Origin of the sequence: Micromonospora sp. WMMD1274 (assembly GCF_049179035.1) — a bacterium.
GTDB lineage: Bacteria > Actinomycetota > Actinomycetes > Mycobacteriales > Micromonosporaceae > Micromonospora > Micromonospora tulbaghiae.
This window is the reverse complement of record NZ_JBMHMG010000001.1, coordinates 1,381,056-1,402,560: the sequence shown is the minus strand read 5'-3', so window position 1 is coordinate 1,402,560 and position 21,505 is coordinate 1,381,056. Positions and strand designations below refer to the sequence as shown.

23 protein-coding genes are annotated in these 21,505 nt (G+C 72.8%); 18 read left to right on the top strand and 5 right to left on the bottom strand.

Annotated features, from left to right (window positions below):
• The first annotated feature begins 66 nt into the window (after positions 1–66).
• The 5 genes from ACN27D_RS06070 to ACN27D_RS06050 all read left to right on the top strand — a co-directional run bounded on the left by ACN27D_RS06070 (position 67) and on the right by ACN27D_RS06050 (position 4,221).
• Positions 67–354 carry a GlsB/YeaQ/YmgE family stress response membrane protein gene (locus ACN27D_RS06070; protein ID WP_120568501.1) on the top strand — a complete coding sequence of 96 codons (288 nt, stop codon included), beginning with the start codon at positions 67–69 and terminating at the stop codon, positions 352–354.
• 253 nt (positions 355–607) lie between these two features.
• Positions 608–892, top strand: a complete 285-nt coding sequence (locus ACN27D_RS06065) for a GlsB/YeaQ/YmgE family stress response membrane protein (protein WP_030503112.1) — start codon at positions 608–610, stop codon at positions 890–892.
• Between the two features lie 223 nt (positions 893–1,115).
• Complete coding sequence (locus ACN27D_RS06060) at positions 1,116–2,408, top strand: sugar ABC transporter substrate-binding protein (RefSeq protein ID WP_357896967.1); 1,293 nt, start codon at positions 1,116–1,118, stop codon at positions 2,406–2,408.
• Entirely contained in the window at positions 2,405–3,391 is a 987-nt protein-coding gene (locus ACN27D_RS06055; protein ID WP_013287981.1) for a carbohydrate ABC transporter permease, read from the top strand. Before ACN27D_RS06060 ends, ACN27D_RS06055 begins: the two co-directional genes overlap by 4 nt.
• Entirely contained in the window at positions 3,388–4,221 is an 834-nt protein-coding gene (locus ACN27D_RS06050) for a carbohydrate ABC transporter permease (RefSeq protein WP_013287980.1), read from the top strand. The genes ACN27D_RS06055 and ACN27D_RS06050 overlap by 4 nt, the downstream gene beginning before the upstream one ends.
• A 14-nt stretch (positions 4,222–4,235) precedes the next feature.
• Here the strand turns inward: ACN27D_RS06050 and ACN27D_RS06045 are convergent, their stop codons facing one another.
• Together ACN27D_RS06045 and ACN27D_RS06040 are read right to left on the bottom strand one after the other, a co-directional pair.
• Positions 4,236–5,096, bottom strand: a complete 861-nt coding sequence (locus tag ACN27D_RS06045; protein WP_199733070.1) for a hypothetical protein — start codon at positions 5,094–5,096, stop codon at positions 4,236–4,238.
• Between the two features lie 112 nt (positions 5,097–5,208).
• On the bottom strand, positions 5,209–5,994 hold the full coding sequence (locus ACN27D_RS06040; protein WP_357896969.1) for an enoyl-CoA hydratase-related protein: 786 nt from the start codon (positions 5,992–5,994) through the stop codon (positions 5,209–5,211).
• A gap of 19 nt (positions 5,995–6,013) precedes the next feature.
• Between ACN27D_RS06040 and hemW the strand changes: the two genes are divergently transcribed.
• Positions 6,014–7,237 carry a radical SAM family heme chaperone HemW gene (gene hemW, locus ACN27D_RS06035; protein WP_357896971.1) on the top strand — a complete coding sequence of 408 codons (1,224 nt, stop codon included), beginning with the start codon at positions 6,014–6,016 and terminating at the stop codon, positions 7,235–7,237.
• Positions 7,238–7,276: 39 nt separating this feature from the next.
• On the opposite strand, the gene ACN27D_RS06030 is transcribed toward hemW, so the two are convergent.
• Positions 7,277–7,921, bottom strand: coding sequence for a DUF4870 domain-containing protein (locus ACN27D_RS06030; RefSeq protein WP_120573625.1), 645 nt, complete (start codon positions 7,919–7,921; stop codon positions 7,277–7,279).
• 232 nt (positions 7,922–8,153) lie between these two features.
• On the opposite strand from ACN27D_RS06030, the gene hrcA reads away from it, so the two are divergent.
• The 3 genes from hrcA (at position 8,154) to ACN27D_RS06015 (ending at position 11,131) form a co-directional block, all read left to right on the top strand.
• Positions 8,154–9,176 carry a heat-inducible transcriptional repressor HrcA gene (hrcA, locus tag ACN27D_RS06025; RefSeq protein ID WP_091572036.1) on the top strand — a complete coding sequence of 341 codons (1,023 nt, stop codon included), beginning with the start codon at positions 8,154–8,156 and terminating at the stop codon, positions 9,174–9,176.
• Positions 9,177–9,249: 73 nt separating this feature from the next.
• Positions 9,250–10,395 (top strand): molecular chaperone DnaJ, encoded by a 1,146-nt coding sequence (gene dnaJ, locus ACN27D_RS06020; RefSeq protein ID WP_176710436.1) that lies wholly within the window; start codon positions 9,250–9,252, stop codon positions 10,393–10,395.
• 1 nt (position 10,396) lies between these two features.
• Positions 10,397–11,131, top strand: a complete 735-nt coding sequence (locus ACN27D_RS06015) for a 16S rRNA (uracil(1498)-N(3))-methyltransferase (RefSeq protein WP_421498709.1) — start codon at positions 10,397–10,399, stop codon at positions 11,129–11,131.
• Between the two features lie 136 nt (positions 11,132–11,267).
• On the opposite strand, the gene ACN27D_RS06010 is transcribed toward ACN27D_RS06015, so the two are convergent.
• Positions 11,268–12,029 (bottom strand): SDR family NAD(P)-dependent oxidoreductase, encoded by a 762-nt coding sequence (locus tag ACN27D_RS06010; RefSeq protein ID WP_355512822.1) that lies wholly within the window; start codon positions 12,027–12,029, stop codon positions 11,268–11,270.
• A gap of 81 nt (positions 12,030–12,110) precedes the next feature.
• On the opposite strand from ACN27D_RS06010, the gene ACN27D_RS06005 reads away from it, so the two are divergent.
• The 8 genes from ACN27D_RS06005 (at position 12,111) to ACN27D_RS05970 (ending at position 19,507) form a co-directional block, all read left to right on the top strand.
• Positions 12,111–12,455, top strand: a complete 345-nt coding sequence (locus ACN27D_RS06005) for a histidine triad nucleotide-binding protein (protein ID WP_013475524.1) — start codon at positions 12,111–12,113, stop codon at positions 12,453–12,455.
• Positions 12,452–13,828 carry a serine hydrolase domain-containing protein gene (locus tag ACN27D_RS06000; RefSeq protein WP_421498708.1) on the top strand — a complete coding sequence of 459 codons (1,377 nt, stop codon included), beginning with the start codon at positions 12,452–12,454 and terminating at the stop codon, positions 13,826–13,828. Before ACN27D_RS06005 ends, ACN27D_RS06000 begins: the two co-directional genes overlap by 4 nt.
• 136 nt (positions 13,829–13,964) lie before the next feature.
• Positions 13,965–15,023 carry a PhoH family protein gene (locus tag ACN27D_RS05995; protein ID WP_302908133.1) on the top strand — a complete coding sequence of 353 codons (1,059 nt, stop codon included), beginning with the start codon at positions 13,965–13,967 and terminating at the stop codon, positions 15,021–15,023.
• A gap of 39 nt (positions 15,024–15,062) precedes the next feature.
• Positions 15,063–15,536, top strand: coding sequence for an rRNA maturation RNase YbeY (ybeY, locus tag ACN27D_RS05990; protein WP_091421737.1), 474 nt, complete (start codon positions 15,063–15,065; stop codon positions 15,534–15,536).
• Positions 15,512–16,921: a hemolysin family protein gene (locus tag ACN27D_RS05985; protein ID WP_199733337.1), complete on the top strand. Its 1,410-nt coding sequence runs from the start codon at positions 15,512–15,514 to the stop codon at positions 16,919–16,921. Before ybeY ends, ACN27D_RS05985 begins: the two co-directional genes overlap by 25 nt.
• Positions 16,914–17,300 carry a cytidine deaminase gene (locus ACN27D_RS05980; protein WP_120568509.1) on the top strand — a complete coding sequence of 129 codons (387 nt, stop codon included), beginning with the start codon at positions 16,914–16,916 and terminating at the stop codon, positions 17,298–17,300. The genes ACN27D_RS05985 and ACN27D_RS05980 overlap by 8 nt, the downstream gene beginning before the upstream one ends.
• Complete coding sequence (gene era / locus ACN27D_RS05975; RefSeq protein ID WP_064448689.1) at positions 17,297–18,193, top strand: GTPase Era; 897 nt, start codon at positions 17,297–17,299, stop codon at positions 18,191–18,193. The genes ACN27D_RS05980 and era overlap by 4 nt, the downstream gene beginning before the upstream one ends.
• Positions 18,194–18,343: 150 nt before the next feature.
• A complete protein-coding gene (locus ACN27D_RS05970) occupies positions 18,344–19,507 on the top strand; it encodes an acyltransferase family protein (protein WP_120568511.1) in 1,164 nt (387 codons plus the stop codon).
• A gap of 161 nt (positions 19,508–19,668) precedes the next feature.
• On the opposite strand, the gene ACN27D_RS05965 is transcribed toward ACN27D_RS05970, so the two are convergent.
• Positions 19,669–20,520 carry a DUF4097 family beta strand repeat-containing protein gene (locus tag ACN27D_RS05965; protein WP_421498707.1) on the bottom strand — a complete coding sequence of 284 codons (852 nt, stop codon included), beginning with the start codon at positions 20,518–20,520 and terminating at the stop codon, positions 19,669–19,671.
• A 102-nt stretch (positions 20,521–20,622) separates the two neighbouring features.
• Here ACN27D_RS05965 and recO point away from each other — a divergent pair, with 102 nt between their 5' ends.
• Positions 20,623–21,483: a DNA repair protein RecO gene (gene recO / locus ACN27D_RS05960; protein WP_421498706.1), complete on the top strand. Its 861-nt coding sequence runs from the start codon at positions 20,623–20,625 to the stop codon at positions 21,481–21,483.
• Positions 21,484–21,505: the final 22 nt, after the last annotated feature.

Sequence of the window (21,505 nt, the reverse complement as noted above, 5' to 3'; positions counted from 1 at the left end):
GGCACTTAGCGGGCACGACAGCAAACGCACACAGAACGTGCGAAATCGCTTTTAGGAGGACCGACCGTGGAGTTCACCGTCTGGGGCATCATCACCGCGCTCGTCGTGGGTCTGATCGTCGGCGCGCTGGGCCGGCTGGTCGTGCCGGGCCGGCAGAACATGCCGATGTGGCTGCACATGGTGATCGGCGTCGGCGCGGCGCTGCTGGGCACCGTCCTGGCCCGCGCGCTCGGCATCGCCACGCAGACCGCCGGCATCGACTGGGCCGAACTGGCCGTGCAGGTCGTGCTCGCCGCCATCGCCGTGGCCCTGGTGGCCGGCGTCGGCCGCCGCCGCGCCGTCTCGCGTTACTGATTCACGCACCACGCGCCTCGACGGGCGCCCGGCCGACCCGGCCGGGCGCCCGTCGGCGTATTCGGTGCATTGAACCCCGTCGGTGCGCCGGGCCCGCCCGCCGCGCCGGGTTTCGGCGAGAAGCAGCAGGTCAGGGTACGTCTGAACAATTCGTCATCGGAGTCGGTTTGGATTTCCGGGCGGTCGGGAACTTAGCGATCACGACAGTAACCACACGAAAAAGTGTGACCCGATCTTAAGGAGGAGGGCGACCATGGAGCTCACCGTTTGGGGCATCATCACGGCGCTGGTCGTTGGTCTGATCGTCGGCGCGCTGGGCCGGCTGGTCGTGCCGGGCCGGCAGAACATGCCGATGTGGCTGCACATGCTGATCGGCGTCGGCGCCGCGCTTCTGGGCACGATCGTGGCCCGGGCCTCCGGCTTCGCCGAGACCGCCGGCATCGACTGGCGCGAGCTGATGCTGCAGGTGCTGTTCGCCGCGATCGGCGTGGCCCTGGTGGCCGGTGTCGGCCGTCGCCGCGGCGTCTCGCGCTACTGACCCCGCACCACGCGCCTCGACGGGCGCCCGGCCTCACCGGCCGGGCGCCCGTCGGCGTACGTGGGTCCTGAACTGCCCGGACGGCATCGATGTCGGCCGGGCCTCCGGCTGCGATACGGTCGCCTGTGCCCTCCGTCACGAACACCCCCTGTTGTAAAGGAAATTTTCCTACTAAGGTGCGGCGGAGAAGGTTAGTGCCAAACGGCCCTGAGGGAGATATGGCGTGAACAGGTGGAAGCGGCTGGCTCCGGTCACCGCCATCGTGGCGTCGGCCGCGTTGGTGCTGACCGCGTGCGGTGGCTCCGGCGACGACGACAAGGCCGCCGACAACAGCAAGCTCACTGTGTGGATGATGGGTGAGGGCGGCGACGCCCAGACCAAGTTCCTCGACAGCGTCGAGGCGGAGTTCAAGAAGAAGCACCCCGAGACCGACGTCGTGGTGCAGTACATCCCCTGGCTCGAGGCGCCGAAGAAGTTCCAGGCCGCGCTCGCCGGTGGCGAGGGCCCGGACGTCACCGAGCTGGGCAACACCGAGACCCAGGGCTGGGCCGCGCAGGAGGCCCTGGCCGACGTCTCGGACAAGTTCAACGGCTGGTCCGAGGGCAAGGACATCCTGCCCGACCTGGTCAAGAACGCCCAGCTCGACGGCAAGCAGTACGGCGTGCCGTGGTACGCCGGCGTGCGCGCCGTCTACTACCGCACCGACTGGTTCGCCGAGGCCGGCGTGAAGCCGCCGACGACCTGGGACGAGATGGTCGCCGCCGCGAAGGCCGTGCAGGCCAAGAAGCCCGGCACCTACGGCATCGCCCTGCCCGGCAACTCCGAGCTGCCGTTCTACTCCTTCCTCTGGGGTGCCGGCGGGGAGATCGCCACCAAGGAGGGCGACAGCTGGAAGTCCGGGTACAACACCCCCGAGGCGCAGAAGGCGGTCAAGTTCTGGACCGACCTGGTGACCGTGCACAAGGTCGCCCCGCCGGCCGCGGCCGGGTGGAACGAGGTCGACGCCCGCACCCAGTTCGCCACCGGCAAGGCCGCCATGGCGTTCGCCGGTAGCTGGCAGGGCGGCGCGATGAAGAAGGACAACCCCGACATCGAGAAGGTGTGGGGCACGTTCCCGATCCCCGGCCCGGACGGCAAGCCCGCCCCGGCGTTCGCCGGCGGATCCGACATCGCCATCTGGAAGGACAGCGAGCGGCAGGCGCTGGCCTGGGACTACATGACCGTGCTGCTGAGCAAGCAGAAGGACAAGGAGTTCGCCAGCAGCCTCGGCTTCTTCCCGGTCTACCAGGACCTGGTCAGCAGCGGCGACTATGCGAACGACAAGGTGATGGCCGCGTTCGCCACCGCCATCCAGAACACCAAGCTGACCCCGCTCACCCCGAAGTGGGTCGAGGTCAGCCGCACCAAGACGGTGACCCAGGCGATGAACAGCTCGGTCATCAAGGGCCAGAAGACGGTCGAGAAGGCCACCGCCGACGCGGCCACCGAGATGGAAAGCATCCTCAACGCCAAGTGACCACGCTGACCGAGGCCACCGGCGAGGCCGCCGCGCGGGAGACCCCCGCGCGGCGGCGCCGTCGCCGGGTGGACCACCTTCCGTACCTGCTCCTGCTGCCCTGCCTGGCGATCATCGCCGTGTTGCTGCTCTGGCCGCTCGGCCAGGTCGTGTGGATGTCCTTCCACAAGCTGGACAGCGTCCGGCAGCTACGCGGCGACCGCGAGTGGCCGTGGGTCGGCCTGGCCAACTACGCGCAGATCCTCGGCGACCCGTTCTTCCGTACGGTGCTGCGCAACACCGTGCTGTTCGCGCTCGCCAACGTGGCGCTCACGATGATCCTCGGCACGCTGGTCGGGCTGCTGCTCAACCGCCTGGGCAAGAAGATGGCCACGTTCGTGGCGAGCTGCGTGATGCTCGCCTGGGCCACCCCAGCGCTGACCGGCACGATCGTCTGGAAGTGGATCTTCGACGACACCAGCGGCCTGGTCACCTGGCTGTTCAACAAGCTCCCGGACGGGCTGTCCACGGCGCTGTTCGGGCGCAGCGACTGGACCGGGTACGGCTGGTTCAACGACCCGCTGCTGTTCTTCGCCATCCTGACGCTCGTGGTGGTCTGGCACTCGTTCCCGTTCATCGCGGTGAGCGTCCTGGCCGGGCTCAAGAGTGTGCCGACGGAGTTGCAGGAGGCGGCCCGCGTCGACGGCGCCGGGCCGTGGAAGGTGTTCTGGTCGGTCACGTTCCCCGTGCTGCGGCCGGTCTTCGGCATCCTCGTGGTGCTCTCCACGATCTGGGACTTCAAGGTCTTCACCCAGCAGTTCGTGCTGGCCGGCGGCACCCAGGACCGGTCCACGTTCATGCTGTCGATCTACTCGTACGCGGAGGCGTTCTCGCCGCCGCCCAAGTACGGCCTCGGCTCCGCCATCGCCGTCATCCTCACCGTGATCCTGCTCGTGGTGACCGCCCTGTACGTCCGCATGGTGCTGCGGCAGGAGGACGAATGATGAAGAAGATCGCCCTCAACGGCGCGGGCCTGCTGGTCGCGCTCTTCGCCGCGTTCCCGGTCTACTGGATGGTGGCGACCTCGCTGAAGCCCAACCGGGAGATCTTCTCGTCCACCCCCCGGCCGGTGCCGGCGGAGCCGACGCTGGAGCACTACCGGGAGATCCTCACCGGCAACCTGATCCCGGGCGTCACGTTCGCCGACTTCTTCCTCAACAGCGCCCTCGTCGCGCTGGCGACGGTGCTGCTGAGCGGGCTGGTCGCGCTGCTCGCCGCGACCGCCGTGGCCCGGTTCCGGTTCAAGCTGCGCACCACGTTCCTGATCATGCTGCTGGTGGTGCAGATGATCCCGCTGGAGGCGCTGGTCATCCCGCTGTTCCTGATGATCCAGCGGCTCGGCCTCTACAACACGCTGCCCAGCCTGATCCTCACGTACCTCGGCTTCTCGCTGCCGTTCGCGGTCTGGATGCTGCGCGGCTTCGTCGCCGCGGTGCCCAAGGAACTGGAGGAGGCCGCCGCCATCGACGGTGCCAGCCGGGCCCAGACGTTCCGCAAGGTGCTGTTCCCGCTCGTCGCGCCCGGCCTGGTCGCCACCAGCATCTTCTCGTTCATCACCGCGTGGAACGAGCTGATCTTCGCGCTGACGTTCATCAACGACCAGCAGAAGTACACGCTGCCGGTCGCGATGACGTTCTTCTTCGGCCGGGACGACACCGCCTGGGGCTCGGTCATGGCCGCGTCCACGCTGTTCACCCTGCCGGTGATCGTCTTCTTCCTGCTGGTGCAGCGCCGGATGGTCTCCGGCCTGGTGGCGGGAGCGGTCAAGGGCTGACCCGGCGGCGGCGGTCAGGCCGCGGCGAACACCTCGGCGCGCACCTCGGTGGTCGGATCGCCCTTCACCCGGGCCCAGGAGCCCTGCTCGGCGGTCCACTCCAGGTTGCCGAAGCGGACCTTCTTCACGCCGTGGTCGTCGGCGTGCGAGACGAGCCAGTGCGCGTACCGCCAGCCGTTGCGGTCGTCGCCGGCCGGCACGGTGAGCGCGGTCAGGTCGGTCGCCGTGGCCAGCCGGGGCAGCCCCCAGTCCAGCGACAGGCTCTCCAGCACGGCGCTGGCGGCGGCCGGGCCGCGCATCGTCGGCGGCGAGCCGACGGTGCAGGCCACCGCGCCGGTCGCGTGGCCGAGCAACGCGCGGGTGAGGACTTCCGACTCGTCCGCCCACTTCTGGTACGCCTCGGGGAACGCCGAGCGCTGGACCCGCTGGGCGGCGTCGGTGATCCGCATCCGCTCCCAGCCCTTGACCTTCTTCAGCGCGGCGTAGAACTTGTTCGCCGCGTACCGCGGGTCCTGGATCTCCTCCGGGGTGCCCCAGCCCTGGCTCGGGCGCTGCTGGAACAGGCCGAGCGAGTCGCGGTCGCCGTGGGCGATGTTGCGCAGGTGCGACTCCTGGTACGCGGTCGCCAGCGCCACCACCACCGCCCGCTCGGGCATCCGGCGCTGCATCCCGATGGCCGCGATGGTGGCCGCGTTCGCCATCTGGTCGGCGCCGAGCACCACCTCGCCGTCCGCCTTCACGGTGCAGGTCCGGCTGGCCAGGGGCAGCCGCAGGTGCTCGCCGAACTGCTTGGTGACGACGTAGACCGCGAGCAGTGCCAGCACGCACACCGCCACCCCAGATGCCACGATCGCCGCTCGCGTCCGCACCCGCACCCCCTGTCCCGACAGTCCGACAAGCGTACGTCCCACCCGCCACGGCGGCTCTCGGCCGACCGGCGGGCCCCACGTCGGCCGCAGGTGGCTCACGCGGGGCCCGCCGCCAACCTCAGTCTTCGGCGGGTACCCAGGCGGCGGGACGCTTCTCCCGGAACGCCATCACGCCCTCGCGCCCCTCGTCGGAGAGGAAGTACCCGGTCGACAGCGCGGCCAACTCGGCGATCTCGGCCCGCAGGTCCGGCCCGGCGGGCCGGCGCAGCAGCTCCTTCGTCCCGGCCAGCGCCCCGGGGGCGCCCTTGACCAGCGAGGCGCAGTAGCGCTCGACGGCGGCGTCCAGCTCGTCGGCCGGCACCGCGGCGGTGACCAGGCCGATCTCGGCGGCCCGGCGGCCGTCGAACGTGTCGCCGGTCAGGTACAGCTCGGCGGCGGCCCGCTGACCCAGCCGGGGCAGCACGGTCGCCGAGATCACCGCCGGGATCACCCCGATCCGCACCTCGGTGAACGCGAACGTCGCCTCCTGCGCGCAGACAGCCAGGTCGGCGGCGGCGATCAGGCCCAGCCCGCCGGCCCGGGCCGGCCCGGCCACCTTCGCCACCACCGGCTTCGGGCACTCCCGCACCGCGACGAGCACGTCGCCGAGCATCCCGGCGGGCACCGTCCCGCTGGCGTACGCGGCGGCTGTCTCCTTCAGGTCGGCGCCGGAGCAGAAGACCGGGCCGGTGTGGTCGAGCACGATCGCGCGTACCGCGTCGTCGGCGACCGCGCCGGCCAGCCCGGCCAGCAGCTCGGTCATCAGGGGCGTGGAGAGCGCGTTGCGATTGTGCGGGCTGTCCAGGGTGAGGGTGGTCACCCCACGGGCCGTGGCGACTCGCACGAGAGCGTCCGGAGAGGTCATGCCGGGCACACTAGTGGCCATGCCCGGCGTCCTTCCAGAAGGCGAACCCGTCCCGCGCGACGGATCGCTGCCCGCCACCGCCACTCGCGCCGTCGGCGCGCGCGGCTTCGGCGTGTACGTCCACGTGCCGTTCTGCGCCAGCCGGTGCGGTTACTGCGACTTCAACACGTACACCGCGTCGGAGCTGGGCGGCGGGGCGAGCCGGGAGACGTACGCCGACTCCGTGCTGGCCGAGCTGGAGCTGGCCGCCCGGGTGCTGGGCGACTCGCCCCCGCCCCGGGTCGACACCGTCTTCGTCGGCGGCGGCACGCCCACCCTGCTGCCCGCCGACGACCTGGCCCGGATCCTCGACGGCATCGACCGCGTCTGGGGGCTGGCCGCCGACGCCGAGGTGACCACCGAGGCCAACCCCGAGTCGGTGAGCCCGGAGTCGCTCAAGACGCTGCGAGCAGCCGGGTACACCCGGATCTCGCTGGGCATGCAGTCCGCCGCGCCGGGCGTGCTCGCGGTGCTCGACCGGCGGCACAGCGCGGGCCGGGCCACCGCCGCCGCGCTGGAGGCGCGCGACGCCGGGTTCGAGCACGTGAACCTGGACCTGATCTACGGCACGCCGGGCGAGACGGCCGAGGACTTCGCCGCCTCGCTGGCCCAGGTGGTCGACGCGGGCGTGGACCACGTCAGCGCGTACGCCCTGATCGTGGAGGACGGCACCCGGCTGGCCGCGCGGATGCGCCGCGGCGAGCTGCCGTACCCCTCCGACGACGTGGCGGCGGACCGCTACCTGGCCGCGGAGGCCGCGCTCGGCGAGGCCGGATTCTCCTGGTACGAGGTGTCGAACTGGGCCCGCTCGGCGGCGGCCCGGTGCCGGCACAACCTGCTCTACTGGGCCGGCGCCGACTGGTGGGGCCTGGGCCCGGGAGCGCACAGCCACGTCGGCGGCGTGCGCTGGTGGAACGTCAAGCACCCGAGCGCGTACGCGGCGCGGCTGGCCGAGGGCGTCTCGCCCGCGCTGGCCCGGGAACAGCTCACCGCTGACGAGCAGCACATGGAGGACGTGATGCTGCGGGTGCGGCTCGCCTCCGGCCTGCCGCTGGACGTGCTGGACGCCGCCGGCCGGGCGGGCGCCGAGCGGGCCCGGGACGCCGGGCTGCTCGACGCCGGGGCGTACGCGCGGGGGCTGGTGGTGCTGACTCTGCGCGGCCGGCTGCTGGCCGACGCGGTGGTACGCGACCTGCTGCCGTGACCGGGGCCGGCCGGCCGCCCCCTCGGCCGGCCGGCGGCGTCACTTGGTGAAGCTGTAGCTCATCGGGTAGCGGTAGAGCACGCCGTCGTTCGCCTTGACCCCGCCGATGATCCCGAAGATCAGCGGCACCAGCCAGACCAGCATCGGGACGAAGAACAGGATCCCGCAGGTGATGATCGTGATCACCCAGGCGAGCACGCCGGCGATGGCCCAGGTGATCTGGAAGTTCAGCGCCGCGACGGCGTGCGCGCGGACCGTCGGCGACTGCTGGCCCCGGCTCATCAGCGCGATGAGCGGAGCGACCCAGCCGAGCAGGCCACCGCCGACGATGACGCCCACGGCGCCACCGAAGTGCGACACCAGCGCCCAGGTCTTCTCGTCGTTGTTGGCGTACGCGGCGGGGCCGTATCCGCCACCGGCGGGGTAGCCGGCGCCGTAGCCGGGCGTGCCGCCCGGCGGAGGGTAGCCGCCCGGGGGCGGGTAGTCGCCCGGCGGAGGTTGGCCGCCCGGAGGCGGGTAGCCACCCGGGGGCGGATAGTCACCGGGCGGGGGATAGCCGCCCGCGCCCGGCGCGCCGGACAGTGGAGCGGTGGGCGGTTCACCGGCCGGCGAGCCGTAGGGCGCCGACGGGTCGGGCTGGGGGCCGGAGTCCCCTGCCCCGGGAGGGCGAGGAGGTTCTGTCATGGTCGCCACGGTAGGTGCACCGGGCAACCCGCACCAGAGCGACACAGACCGACGATGACCGGCTGTTCGGCCCTGGTGGGCGGTGCTGTGTGGCGGGCCGCACCGCAGGTCCGTCAGGCGATCATCGCATCGGCGGGGGTGCCGACGTAGACTGGCACTCGCTACAGTCGAGTGCCAGCCGCCCGGCGGATGCCGCGCGCCGGCCGGACCGAGGTGCGTCAGGAGGTGGGGAATGGGTCTCGACGACCGCAAACTCGCCGTGCTGCGCGCCATCGTCGAGGACTACGTCGCCACGCAGGAGCCGGTCGGCAGCAAGGCCCTGGTCGAGCGGCACCAGCTCGGCGTCTCGCCGGCCACGGTGCGCAACGACATGGCGGTGCTGGAGGAGGAGGGCTACATCCGGCAGCCGCACACCAGCGCCGGCCGGGTGCCCACCGACCGCGGCTACCGCCTCTTCGTCGACCGGCTCTCCCGGGTCAAGCCGCTCAGCCCGGCCGAGCGCCGGGCGATCGAGCGCTTCCTGGTCGGCGCCGTCGACCTGGACGACGTGGTGCACCGTACGGTCCGGCTGCTCGCCCAGCTCACCCGGCAGGTCGCCGTGGTGCAGTACCCGAGCCTGGCCCGCTCCAAGGTGCGCCACCTGGAGCTGGTGCCGATCTCCACCACCCGGCTGATGGTCGTCATGATCGCCGACACCGGCCGGGTCGAGCAGCGGCTGGTGGAGCTGCCCGCCCCGGTGCCCGCCGACGACGTGACCGACCTGCGCCGGCTGGTGAACGAGAAGCTCGTCGGCAGCCAGCTCGCCGAGACGCCGCCGCTGGTGCAGGCGCTCGTCGACGAGTCGGCGCCGCATCTGCGCCCGGCCATGACCACGCTCTCCACCGTGCTGCTGGAGACGCTCGTGGAACGGCACGAGGAGCGCCTCGCGCTGGCCGGCCAGGCCAACCTCACCCGGGGTGGCCTGCTCGACTTCCAGGGTTCGCTGCGGCCCATCCTGGAGGCGCTCGAAGAAGAGGTCGTGCTGCTCAAGCTGATCGGCGAGACCGAGCCGAGCACCACCCGGGTGCTCATCGGCGACGAGAACGAATACGACAACCTGCGGGCCGCCTCGGTGGTCAGCACCGGCTACGGGCCGGGCAGCACGATCGTCGGCGGACTCGGCGTGCTCGGGCCGACCCGGATGGACTACCCCGGCAATATCGCCATGGTGAGGGCCGTGGCACGCTACGTGGGCGAACTGCTGGCCCAGAACTGACCAGTCAGGGCCGACGGCCGGTTCCGGCCGACGACCGGAGCGACGCGAGACGAACATGAGGACACCTAACGCAGTGGCCAGGGACTACTACGGCATTCTCGGCGTGAGCCGGGACGCCTCCGACGACGAGATCAAGCGCGCCTACCGCAAGCTGGCGCGGCAGTTCCACCCGGACGTCAATCCGGACCCGGAGGCCCAGGAGAAGTTCAAGGACATCAACGCCGCGTACGAGGTCCTCTCGGACGACCGGAAGCGGCAGATCGTCGACCTGGGCGGCGACCCGCTCGCCCCGGGCGGCGGTGGCGCGGGCGGTCCCGGCGGCCCGGGCGGCGCCGGTCCGTTCGTCGGCTTCCAGGACATCATGGACGCGTTCTTCGGCGGCGCCGCGGGCGGCAGCCGGGGCCCGCGTCCGCGTACCCGCCCCGGCGCGGACGCGATCCTGCGCCTGGAACTGGACCTCAACGAGACCGCGTTCGGCGTCGAGGCGCCGATCACCGTCGACACCGCGGTGCTCTGCACCACCTGCTCCGGCGCCGGCACCGCCGCCGGCACCCACCTGGCCACCTGCGAGGCGTGCGGCGGCCGCGGCGAGGTGCAGTCGGTGCAGCGGACCTTCCTCGGCCAGGTGGTCTCGGCCCGGCCGTGCACCGTCTGCCAGGGCTACGGCACCACCATCCCGCACCCCTGCCCGACCTGCGCCGGCGACGGCCGGGTGCGTACCCGCCGTTCGCTGACCGTCAAGATCCCGGCCGGGGTCGAGGACGGCATGCGGATCCGCCTGGCCCAGCAGGGCGAGGTCGGCCCGGGCGGCGGCACCGCCGGCGACCTCTACGTCGAGATCCACGAGCGGCCGCACGACGTCTACTCCCGCAAGGGCGACGACCTGCACTGCCGGGTGACGGTGCCGATGACCGCCGCCGCGCTCGGCACCCGGCTGACCATCAAGACGCTCGACAGCGAGGAAACCGTCGACGTCAAGCCCGGCACCCAGCCCGGCAGCACGCTGCGGCTGCGCGCCCGGGGCGTACCGCACCTGCGCGGCACCGGCCGGGGTGACCTCTACGTGCACCTGGACGTGCGTACCCCGACCAAGCTCGACGCCGACCAGGAGCGGATGCTGCGCGACTTCGCCAAGACCCGCGGCGAGGAGGTCGCCGAGCTGACCAAGCAGGGCGGCTTCTTCTCCCGGATGCGCGACGCCTTCAACGGGCACGCCTGAGGTGTCGGCGCCGCTGTTCCTGGTCGAGGCGCTGCCCACCGGTGACACGCTGACGCTGGACGGCCCGGAGGGCCACCACGCGGCCACCGTGCAGCGGCTGCGCGTCGGCGAGGAGCTGGTGCTCGCCGACGGCCGGGGCGGCACCGCCGCCGCGGTGGTCACCGCCGTCGGCCGCGGCACGCTCGACCTGCGGGTCACCAGCCGGGGGTACGCGGACGCGCCGGTGCCCCGGCTGGTCGTGGTGCAGGGCATCGCCAAGGGCGACCGTGGTGAACTCGCCGTGCAGGCGATGACCGAGGTCGGGGTGGACGAGATCGTGCCCTGGGCGGCGTCCCGCTCGGTGGCGCAGTGGCGCGGCGAGCGGGGCGAACGGGCCCGGCAGAAGTGGGTGGCCACCGCCCGGGAGGCGGCCAAGCAGGCCCGCCGCCCGTGGCTGCCGGTGGTGGCCGGCGCGCCGGACGAGTCCACCGTCTCGGTGGCCCGCCGGATCGCCGGGGCGGCCGGCGCGTACGTCCTGCACGAGGGCGCGCAGGACCGGCTGACCACCGTCGACCTGCCGGCGGCGGGCGAGATCGTCCTGGTGGTCGGCCCGGAGGGCGGCATCGCCGACCACGAGCTGGCCGCGTTCGCCGAGGCGGGCGCGCGCACGGTCCGCCTGGGCCCGTCAGTCCTGCGCACGTCGACAGCAGGCGTGGCAGCCCTGACGGTCCTGGCCACCCGCCTGACCCACTGGTAACCCGCGCGCCCTGTTCTCGCGGGCCGCGCCCCCGCCCTTCCCGCCGCGTCGATCTTGCAGCTTGGGCCCCCGCTGCGCCCCTTTTGCAGGCTTTGTCAGGGCCGAAAGTGCAAGATCGCCGGAGGTCAGGGCGGGGTCAGGAGCGGAGGTAGGAGGCGCCGTTGAGGTCGATGATGGTGCCGGACGCCCACTCGGCCTCGGGGCTCGCCAGCCAGTGCACCGCCGCGGCGATCTCCGCCGGCCGGGCCACCCGCTGGAACGGGGACTGGGCGCGTACCGCCTCGCCCCGCTCGCTCTTCAGGTGCTCGTTGGTCATGTCGGTCTCCACGAAGCCGGGCGCCACGCAGGCCACCCCGATGCCGTACGGCGCCAGCGCCACCGCCAGCGACTGGGCCATCGCGTTCATCCCGGCCTTGCTGGCCCCGTACGCCGGATTGGCCGGCTCACCCCGGAACGCGCCCCGGGACGACACGTTCACGATCCGGCCCCCGCGTTCGCGCATGTGCTGCGCGGCGCACCAGGCGGCGTTCGCAGCGCCGACCAGGTTGGTGTCGAGCACCTCCCGCCACCGCGCCCGCCACTGCTCGTAGCTGCTCTCGAAGACCGGGTGCGGCGGATCGGCCGGCCCGAACACGCCCGCGTTGTTGACCAGCACGTCGAGACCGCCGAGCCGCTGGGCCGCCTCGTCCACCATGGCGCGTACCGCATCGGCGTCGGCCAGGTCGGCGCGTACCACCACGTGCCCGTCGCCGGGCAGTTCGGCGCGCAGCCGCTCCGCCAGTTCGGCCGAGTCCCGGTGGTGGATCGCCACCCGGTCCCCACCGGCGGCGAACGCCCGCGCCACCGCCCGTCCGATGCCCCGCGAGGCCCCCGTCACCAGCACCGCCCGTCCCGACATGGCGGCCATCCTGCCGCATCGGGCCGGTCCGCCCGGCGGTGCCCCCGCCACGCTCGGGGCGCCCGTCCTTACACTGCTGCGATGGACTGCCTCTTCTGCCGGATCGTCGCCGGGGAGATTCCGGCCACCATCGTCCGCGAGACCGCCACCACCCTGGCCTTCCGGGACATCGACCCGAAGGCGCCCACCCACGTGCTGGTGATCCCGAAGGAGCACTACGCGGACGTGGCCACGCTGGCCCAGGGCGCGCCCGAGCTGGCCGGCGAGGTGCTCCAGACCGCCGCCGTGGTCGCCGAGGAAGAGGGCCTGACCGTGGACGGGTTCCGGCTGATGTTCAACACCGGCCCGTACGGCGGCCAGGAGGTCTTCCACGTGCACGCCCACCTGCTCGGCGGCGCGCCGCTCGGCCCGATGCTCTGCCGATGACCGACGTCTCCGACCGGCTCGGCCGGATGGTGCGCCAGGCGCAGGCCACCGGGCGGATCCCGGCGGTGTCGGCCGCCCTGCACCGGGCCGACCGGCCGCTCTGGACCTGCACGGCGGGCGACACCGGCAACGACACCCCGCTGGGGCCGGAGACGGTGTTCCGGATCGGCTCGGTCACCAAGACCTTCACCGCGGCGCTCGTCATGCAGTGCCGCGACGACGGCCTGCTCGACCTGGACGACCCGATCGGGCGGCACCTCGACCTGCCCGCGCACGGCGAGGCGACCGTACGCCGGCTGCTGTCGCACACCGCCGGCCTGCAACGCGAGCCGCACGGCGACGTGTGGGACAGCCTGCGCGCCCCGGCCGTCGACGAGATGCTGGCCGACCTGGCCCGGGTCGAGCGGGTGCTGCCCACCGGCCGGCGCTTCCACTACTCCAACCTCGGCCTGGCGCTGCTCGGCGAGGCGGTCGCCCGGCTGCGCGGCGGCACCTGGGCCGAGGTGCTGGCCGACCGGGTGCTCGGCCCACTCAGGCTGACCGCCACCGGCCCGCACCCGACCGAGCGCGCCGCGACCGGGTTCCTGGTCGACGCGTACTCCGACGAGGCCCACCCGGAACCACCCGCCGACTTCGGCGCGGTGGCCCCCGCCGCGCAGCTCTGGAGCACCGCGACGGACATGGCCCGCTGGGCCGCGTTCCTGGCCGACCCGGCAGCGGTGGACCCGGACGGCGCGGTGCTCGCCGCGACGACTGTCGAGGAGATGCGCTGGCCGCTCACCCCCACCGACGAGTCGGTCTGGGCGGCCGGCTTCGGGCTGGGGCTGATCCTGGTTCCGCAGCCGGAGCGGGTGACCCACGTGGGCCACGACGGCGCGATGCCCGGATTCCTCGCCGCCGTGTACGGGCGGCGCGGCGGGCAGGGCGCCGCCGGGGCGATGGGCGCGGCCGTGCTCGGGTCGTCCGGCACCGGCGTGGAGGTGTTCGACCTGTCCCACCGGCTGCTGGCCGCCGCCGCCGAGCACGACCCGGCGGAGATCGAGCCGTGGCGTCCCGGCCCGCCCGCCCCGGACCACCTGCGCGGCGTGCTGGGCCGCTGGTGGGGCGAGGGCTTCGAGTATGTCTTCTCCTGGCACGACGGGACGCTGCGGGCGCGTGGCGCGGACGACCCGGCCGGGAAGCCGCCCGCCGTGTTCGCGCCGCTGCCGGACCGGCCGGACGTGTTCCGCACGGTCTCCGGCCGCGAGGTGGGGGAGCTGCTGCGGCTGACCCGCGACGAGCGCGGCGTGGTGGTCCGGATGCACTGGGCGACCTACCGGTTCACCCGCACCCAGGAGACCTTCGACGGGTACGACTTCCGCGTCGGCGACTGACCGGCGAGCACCGGAAATGGGCGCGGTGCGTACGGTGCCGACCCGATACGATGGGAGGTAACCGTTCGCCGCGCCACCAGGGCCCGGCGCCCGAGAAGCGGAGAGCAGGTGGCGCAGGGCCCGACGGGCCCGACCTATGACCGGCACCCCACCTCCCGGCACGCCGCGTGTGCAGACCAGGATCACGGTCGGAGACCAGAAGATCATGGTGAACCTGCTCGGCGCGGGCGACGAGATCCTGCGGCTCGTCGAGCGCTCGATCGACAGCGACGTCCACGTCCGCGGCAACGAGATCACCATCACCGGCGCCCCCGCCGACAACGCCCTCGCCGAGCGCCTCTTCAGTGAGCTGCTCGAACTGATCGAGAAAGGCGAGACCCTGACCACAGACGCGGTACGGCGTACCGTCGGCATGCTCGAGCAGGGCGGCGCCGAGCGGCCCGCCGAGGTCCTGACGCTCAACATCCTCTCCCGGCGCGGCCGCACCATCCGTCCCAAGACGCTGGGGCAGAAGAAGTACGTCGACGCGATCGACGCCCACACCATCGTCTTCGGCATCGGCCCGGCCGGTACCGGCAAGACCTACCTGGCCATGGCGAAGGCCGTGCAGGCGCTCCAGGCCAAGCAGGTGAACCGGATCATCCTGACCCGGCCGGCGGTCGAGGCGGGGGAGCGGCTGGGCTTCCTGCCCGGCACCCTGAACGAGAAGATCGACCCCTACCTGCGCCCGCTCTACGACGCGCTGCACGACATGCTCGACCCGGAGACCATCCCGAAGCTGATGGCCGCGGGCACGATCGAGGTCGCGCCGCTGGCATACATGCGCGGAAGGACGTTGAACGACGCGTTCATCATCCTGGACGAGGCGCAGAACACCACGCCCGAGCAGATGAAGATGTTCCTCACCCGGCTCGGCTTCGGCTCCAAGATCGTCGTCACCGGTGACGTCACCCAGGTGGACCTTCCCGGCGGGACGACCAGCGGCCTGCGGGTGGTCCGGGAGATCCTGAACAACGTCGAGGACGTGCACTTCGCCCAGCTCTCCAGCTCCGACGTGGTGCGCCACAAGCTGGTGGGCGAGATCGTCGACGCGTACGCCCGCTGGGACGCCGAGCGGGAGAACCAGCAGGCGCAGAGCGTGCACGCCGTACCGGGGCGGACCGCCCAGGGCGGCCGGGCCGGCCGGCGCCGCTGACCTGCCGGCGCAAGCCGTCACATCATCAGAGGAAGACAGTTGTCCATCGAGATCGCCAACGAGTCGGGTGTCGACGTCGACACCGACGCCGTGCTCGCCGTCGCGCGGCACGCCCTCGACGAGATGGGGGTCAACCCCCTCGCCGAGCTGTCCGTGCTGCTCGTCGACATCGAATACATGTCGGAGCTGAACCACAGGTGGATGGGTGGCGACGGCCCGACCGACGTGCTCGCCTTCCCCATGGACGAGGGCAGCGTCGACCACGGCCCGGGCGAGAGCAGCCCGGCCGGTGGTGAGCCGGCCCTGCTCGGCGACATCGTGCTCTGCCCGGAGGTGGCGGCCAAGCAGGCCGCCGCGGCGGGGCACTCGGCCGCCGACGAGTTGCACCTGCTCACCGTGCACGGCGTGCTGCACCTGCTGGGCTACGACCACGCCGAGCCCGAGGAGGAGCGGGAGATGTTCGGCCTCCAGGCCCGGCTGCTGGCCAGCTGGCGGTCGACCCGGTCGCGGTGATGGACGCCTTGGCGGCGGTCCGTGCCCCCGCCGGTCTGCCCGATCTTCAACTCCTGTTCTTCGCCGCCGGGCTGGTGGTGCTCGCCGGCCTGATCGCGATGACCGAGGCGGCGCTGGCCGCCGTCTCCCCGGCCCGCGCGGCCGAGCTGACCCGGGACGGGGCCCGCGGCGGGCGTGCCCTCCAGGCGGTCGCCGGTGACGTGGTCCGCCACCTGAACCTGCTGCTCCTGCTGCGCCTGCTGGCCGAGCTGACCGCCACCACGCTCGTCGCGCTGGTGGCTGTCGACACGTTCGGCGCGGGCTGGCGGGCGGCGCTGGTGACCGCCGGCGCGATGACCGTGGTGAGCTTCGTCGTCGTCGGTGTCGGCCCGCGCACGATCGGCCGCCAGCACGCGTACGCGGTCGGCCGCGCGGTCGCGCCGCTGGTGCGCTGGCTGGGCCGCGCGCTCAACCCGCTGGCGTCGCTGCTGATCCTGATCGGCAACGCGGTCACTCCCGGCAAGGGCTTCCGCGAGGGGCCGTTCGCGACCCAGGTGGAGCTGCGGGAGCTGGTCGACCTGGCCGAGCAGCGCGGGGTGGTGGAGCACGGCGAGCGCCAGATGATCCACTCGGTCTTCGCGCTCGGCGACACCATCGCCCGTGAGGTGATGGTGCCGCGTACCGAGATGGTGTGGATCGAGGAACGCAAGACGCTCGCGCAGGCGCTGGCGTTGTTCCTGCGCTCCGGTTTCTCCCGCATCCCGGTGATAGGGGAGAACGTCGACGACGTGCTCGGTGTGCTCTACCTCAAGGACCTGATCCGGCGGGTGCAGGGCGACCAGGGCGCCCGGCAGATGCCGGTGGCCGAGCTGATGCGCCCGGCCACGTTCGTGCCGGAGTCCAAGCCGGTGGACGACCTGCTCTCCGAGATGCAGGCGGCCCGCAACCACCTGGTCATCGTGGTCGACGAGTACGGCGGCACCGGCGGCCTGGTCACCATCGAGGACATCCTGGAGGAGATCGTCGGGGAGATCACCGACGAGTACGATGTCGAGCGCCCGCCGATCGAGCACCTGCCGGACGGGGCCGTGCGGGTGACCGCGCGGCTGCCGGTGGAGAACCTGGGCGAGCTGTTCGACACCGAGCTGCCCACCGACGAGGTGGAGACGGTCGGAGGCCTGCTCGCCCAGGCGCTCGGCCGGGTGCCCATCCCGGGCGCCGAGGCCGAGGTGGCCGGGCTGCGGCTGGTGGCCGAGGGCACCACCGGCCGGCGCAACCGGATCGATACGGTTCTGGTGAGCCGGGTCGACCGGGGTGACGCGCCGGAGGGCACCAACCGAAGCGAGCCGCCCGATTCGCGTGGCGACAACAACCGTTCCGAGGAGAGGCAACCCGCCGATGCCTGAGTCACCCGCCGTACCGGCTGCCCTGCCCACCCCCGCCGACCCGGCGGAGCTGAGCGCGGAGGACGCCAAGCTCGTCGTCCTGGCCCGGGGCGCGCGGAGCCGGGTGGCGGCCGTGGAGGGCGCCGCGGTCCGCGACCAGGACGGCCGGACGTACGCGGCGGCGAGCGTGGCGCTGCCGTCGCTGACCCTGACCGCGCTCCAGCTCGCGGTGGCCTCGGCGGTGGCGGCGGGCGCGAGCCGGCTGGAGGCCGCCGTGGTGGTGACCGAGGCGTCGACGCTGGACGGGGCCGGGCACGCCGCGGTGCGTGACCTGTCCGCCGACGCGCCGGTGCACGTGGCCGCGCCGGACGGCACCGTCCTCGGCACGGTGGTCGAGTGACCACGCCCGAGGCGCGCCCCTATCGGGCCGGTTTCGCCTGTTTCGTCGGGCGGCCGAACGCCGGCAAGTCGACGCTCACCAACGCGATCGTCGGCACCAAGATCGCGATCACCTCGAACAAGCCGCAGACCACCCGGCACATCATCCGGGCGGTGCTGCACCGGCCGGACTCGCAGCTCGTGCTGGTCGACACCCCGGGCCTGCACCGCCCCCGGACGCTGCTCGGCGAGCGCCTCAACGACCTGGTCCGGGAGACCTGGAGCGAGGTCGACGTGATCGGCCTGTGCGTCCCGGCGAACGAGCCGGTCGGGCGGGGCGACCGCTTCATCACCGGCGAGCTGGCCAGCCTGAAGGCCACGGTGCTGGCGGTGGTCACCAAGACCGACCTGGTCGACAAGAAGCGGCTGGCCGAGCAGCTGCTCGCGGTGAGCGAGCTGGGCGAGTTCGCCGCGGTGGTGCCGGTCAGCGCGGTCTCCGGGCACCAGGTCGACACGCTCGTCGACGTGATGACCGGCTACCTGCCGCCCTCACCGCAGCTCTACCCGGACGACATGCTCACCGACGACCCGGAGCAGGTCCTCGTGGCGGAGCTGGTCCGCGAGGCGGCGCTGGAGGGCGTACGCGACGAGCTGCCGCACTCCATCGCGGTGGTCGTCGAGGAGATGATCCCGGAGGGCAACCTCACCAAGATCTACGCCGACGTCTACGTGGAGCGCTCGAGCCAGAAGGCCATCGTCATCGGCCACCGGGGCAGCCGCCTCAAGCACGTGGGCACCACCGCCCGGCGGCAGATCGAGGAGTTGCTCGGCACCCGGGTCTACCTCGACCTGCACGTACGGGTGGCGAAGGACTGGCAGCGCGACCCGAAGCAGTTGCGCAAGCTCGGCTTCTGACGCCAGGGCCGGGGCGGCCGATGGCGAGGTGATCAGGATCAGCCAGACCTATGGGACATCTCACTTTCCATAGGTGTTCGTGGCTGTTTCACAGCGTCCGGGAGCAGGGTAGGGACCATTGTCTCTGCCCCCGGACCCCGCCGTGAGCTGATGCGAAACCGCTATCTGGACCTGCTCCGCTTCCTGGCCATCCTGCGCGTCGTCACCTACCACGTCACCGGCTACGCCACGCTCACGCTGGTGTTCCCGGCGATGTCGGTGATGTTCGCCCTGGCCGGGTCGTTGATGGCGGCGTCGCTCGACCGCAGCGGGGTACGCGCGGTCGGGCGCCGGCTGCGCCGCCTCCTGCCGTCGCTGTGGGTGGTCGCCGCGGTCTTCGTACCGGCCATGCTGCTCACCGGGCTGGCGTTCGGCCCGAAGGTGCTGCTCTGGCTCTTCCCGATCAGCGACCCGCCGGCCAACTACTGGGGTGGGCTGGCGCTCAGCCCGATCTGGTACCTGCGGGACTACCTGTGGTTCGTCCTCGCCTCACCGCTCGTGCTGTGGCTGTTCCGCCGGGCGCCGCTGCCCACGCTCGCCGCCCCGTACCTGCTGCTGGTCGCGATCGAGGCCGGTGTCCTGGCGAACCCGCCGACGGTGCTGCGTGAGTTCGGCCTCTACTTCGGCGCCTGGCTGCTCGGCTTCGCCCACCACGACGGGATGCTGCGCCGGATGCGCAACCGGGTGCTGCTGCCGGTCGCCGCTGTGGTCGGCGCCGCCGGGCTCGCCTGGATCGTCACCCACCCGGGCCCGCGCGGGTACGACATCAACGACATCCCGCTCGGCAACGCGCTCTGGTCGGCCGCGTTCATCCTGGTGGCGATCGGCCGGGCGCCGGCCGGCGTGACCTGGGTCGACCGCGTACCGGCGCTCGGCCGGGCGGTCACGGTGGTGAACCGGCGCGCGCTGACGATCTACCTCTGGCACATGCCGTTCGTGGTGCTCCTCACCCCGCTGGTCGGCCTGGTCGGCTGGTCGCCGCGTGACCCGGTGGGCCTGTGGCTGCGGGTGGGGCTGGTCTTCGCGCTCGTCGGCGTGGTGACGCTCATGGTCGGCTGGGTCGAGGACGTGGCCGCCCGGCGTACCCCGGAACTGATCCCCGGCAAGCCGCGGCGGACCGTGGCCGACCGGGCGGCTGCCGCACCGGCCAGCCCGGCCCCCGCCGGGGCGGAGGACGCGCTGGTGAGCGTCGGCGCCCGGGTGCCGGCGCCACGCCGCCCGGCCGAGGCCCCCGTGCGCCCCGCCCCGGCGTCCCGGCGGGACGGGCCCGGCTGAGCCACCCCCCGGTCCTCACGACGTCCGCGACCGCCCGCCCGCCTGTCCCCGTTGATCATGAGGTTGGCGGCAGTTCATGCCCGATTTGTCGCCGCCAACCTCATGATCGTCGAGGTGAGGGCGGGGTGCGTGGAGCAGTCACCCGGCCGGACGCCGGCGGCTCAGCGGGTGCTGACCGTGACGTTGCCGCTGGTGGCGGACGCTTCGAGCTGGACCGAGGCGGTCGGGTCGTCGGTGACGCGTACGTCGGTGTCGCCCGACGTCGCGGTGGCGCGCACCCGGTAGCGGCCCGCCGGTACGGCCAGGTCGACGTCTCCGCTCGTGGCGTGCACCCGGGCCGGAGCCGGCTGGTCCAGCTCGACGACGATGTTGCCGGAGGTGGTCTCCGCGTCGATCGCGGAGGCGAGCCGGCGGGCCTCGATGTCGCCGGAGCGGGCCCGCAGCCGCACCGGGCCGGCCGCCTGGACGACCCGGATGTTGCCCGACGTGGTGGACGCGCGGACCTCGCCGGTGGCGCCCCGGACGGTCAGGTCGCCGGAGCTGAGCGTGAACTCCACCGCGCCGACGTCGCTGAGGTCGACGTTGCCCGAGCCGGTGCCGCCGCGCACCACCACGCCGGGCGGCGCGGTCACCTCCCAGGAGATGCTGCACCGGTGCCCGCAGTCGGTGGGCAGGACCAGTTCGTCGCCCTTGATCTCGTACCGGCTGTTCGGCTCGTCGCCCTGGTAGCGGACCACGCGCTTGACGCGTACCTGGTCCGTGGGGCCGTTGGCCCGGACCACGACGTCGCCGGCGCCGTCGTCGTCCACGGTGATCTTGGTGATCTTCGTCCGCTCGGTCTGGTCGAAGTCGAGGCGGCGGAACGAGAGGGTGTCACACCCGGCGAGCACGATGAGGGCGGCGGCCGCGGTGGCGGCCACCACGCCGCGTGCCTGGAAACCCGTGCGGGGCCGGAAGACGTTGCGCGGCCGGAGACCCGTGCGCGGCCGGGGAGCGGTGCGGAGCGAAGCCATGGCCAGCACATTAGGTCGGGCCGAGCACCCGGCACATCGGGGATCGCCCGACCGTGCACCCCGAGCCGACCCTGAGATCGCACCCGGAGGGAGAATGGCCTGATGGCCGGGTACCGCCGACAGCTCTACCGCGACGACGCGGTGGTGCTGCGTGTGCAGAAGCTGGGCGAGTCCGACCGCATCATCACGCTGTTCACCCGCCGGCACGGCCGGTTGCGCGCGGTGGCCCGAGGCGTGCGGCGCACCACGAGCCGGTTCGGCGCGCGGCTGGAGCCGTTCGGGCACGTCGACCTCCAGCTCGCCGGTGATCCCAAGGGCAACCAGGGCAGCTCGCTGCACACCGTCAGCCAGGTCGAGGCGATCGAGCTGTACGGCAAGCGGTTCCTCGGCGACTACCCCCGCTACACCGCGGCCAGCGCGATCGCCGAGACCGCCGAGCGGCTCACCCCGGTCGAGCGCGAGCCGTCGCTGCGGCTGTTCCAGCTCACCCTCGGCGCGATGAAGTCGCTGGCCCGCGGCGAGCACGCCACCACGCTGGTGCTCGACGCGTACCTGCTGCGCGGCATGGCCTTCGCCGGCTGGGCGCCGGCGCTCGCGGCCTGCGCGGTCTGCGGCGAGCCGGGCCGGCACCGCGCGTTCTCCGTACCGGCCGGCGGCGCGGTCTGCCCGGACTGCCGGCCGCCCGGCGCCGCCCACCCCGCGCCGGCCACGCTGGAGCTGATGTCCGCGCTGACCTCCGGCGACTGGGGGTACGCCGACGCGGCCGAGACCGGCGTACGCCGGGAGTGCAGCGGGCTGGTCGCGGCGCACCTCCAGTGGCATCTGGAGCGCGCGCTACGCTCGCTGCCGCTGGTCGACCGGGGTGCCCCGGCGTCCGGCGCGGTCCCGCCGCCCGGCGGCGCGGGACCGGATGTGGTCCCGCCGCGCTCCGGCGCCGGTGTGAACAGGGAGATGACCGAGTGATCCGATCGACGAGGGCGACCCG

Excerpts from the sequence above, each read along its gene's own strand:
- ACN27D_RS06010 (WP_355512822.1), bottom strand. The coding sequence starts at position 12,029 with ATGTCGGGACGGGCGGTGCTGGTGACGGGGGCCTCGCGGGGCATCGGA.
- ACN27D_RS05970 (WP_120568511.1), top strand. The coding sequence starts at position 18,344 with ATGCGAAACCGCTATCTGGACCTGCTCCGCTTCCTGGCCATCCTGCGC.
- ACN27D_RS05995 (WP_302908133.1), top strand. The coding sequence starts at position 13,965 with ATGACCGGCACCCCACCTCCCGGCACGCCGCGTGTGCAGACCAGGATC.
- ACN27D_RS06000 (WP_421498708.1), top strand. The coding sequence starts at position 12,452 with ATGACCGACGTCTCCGACCGGCTCGGCCGGATGGTGCGCCAGGCGCAG.
- hemW (WP_357896971.1), top strand. The coding sequence starts at position 6,014 with ATGCCCGGCGTCCTTCCAGAAGGCGAACCCGTCCCGCGCGACGGATCG.
- ACN27D_RS06030 (WP_120573625.1), bottom strand. The coding sequence starts at position 7,921 with ATGACAGAACCTCCTCGCCCTCCCGGGGCAGGGGACTCCGGCCCCCAG.
- ACN27D_RS05965 (WP_421498707.1), bottom strand. The coding sequence starts at position 20,520 with ATGGCTTCGCTCCGCACCGCTCCCCGGCCGCGCACGGGTCTCCGGCCG.
- hrcA (WP_091572036.1), top strand. The coding sequence starts at position 8,154 with ATGGGTCTCGACGACCGCAAACTCGCCGTGCTGCGCGCCATCGTCGAG.
- ACN27D_RS06005 (WP_013475524.1), top strand. The coding sequence starts at position 12,111 with ATGGACTGCCTCTTCTGCCGGATCGTCGCCGGGGAGATTCCGGCCACC.
- ACN27D_RS06040 (WP_357896969.1), bottom strand. The coding sequence starts at position 5,994 with ATGACCTCTCCGGACGCTCTCGTGCGAGTCGCCACGGCCCGTGGGGTG.
- ACN27D_RS05980 (WP_120568509.1), top strand. The coding sequence starts at position 16,914 with ATGCCTGAGTCACCCGCCGTACCGGCTGCCCTGCCCACCCCCGCCGAC.
- ACN27D_RS06065 (WP_030503112.1), top strand. The coding sequence starts at position 608 with ATGGAGCTCACCGTTTGGGGCATCATCACGGCGCTGGTCGTTGGTCTG.
- recO (WP_421498706.1), top strand. The coding sequence starts at position 20,623 with ATGGCCGGGTACCGCCGACAGCTCTACCGCGACGACGCGGTGGTGCTG.
- ACN27D_RS06050 (WP_013287980.1), top strand. The coding sequence starts at position 3,388 with ATGATGAAGAAGATCGCCCTCAACGGCGCGGGCCTGCTGGTCGCGCTC.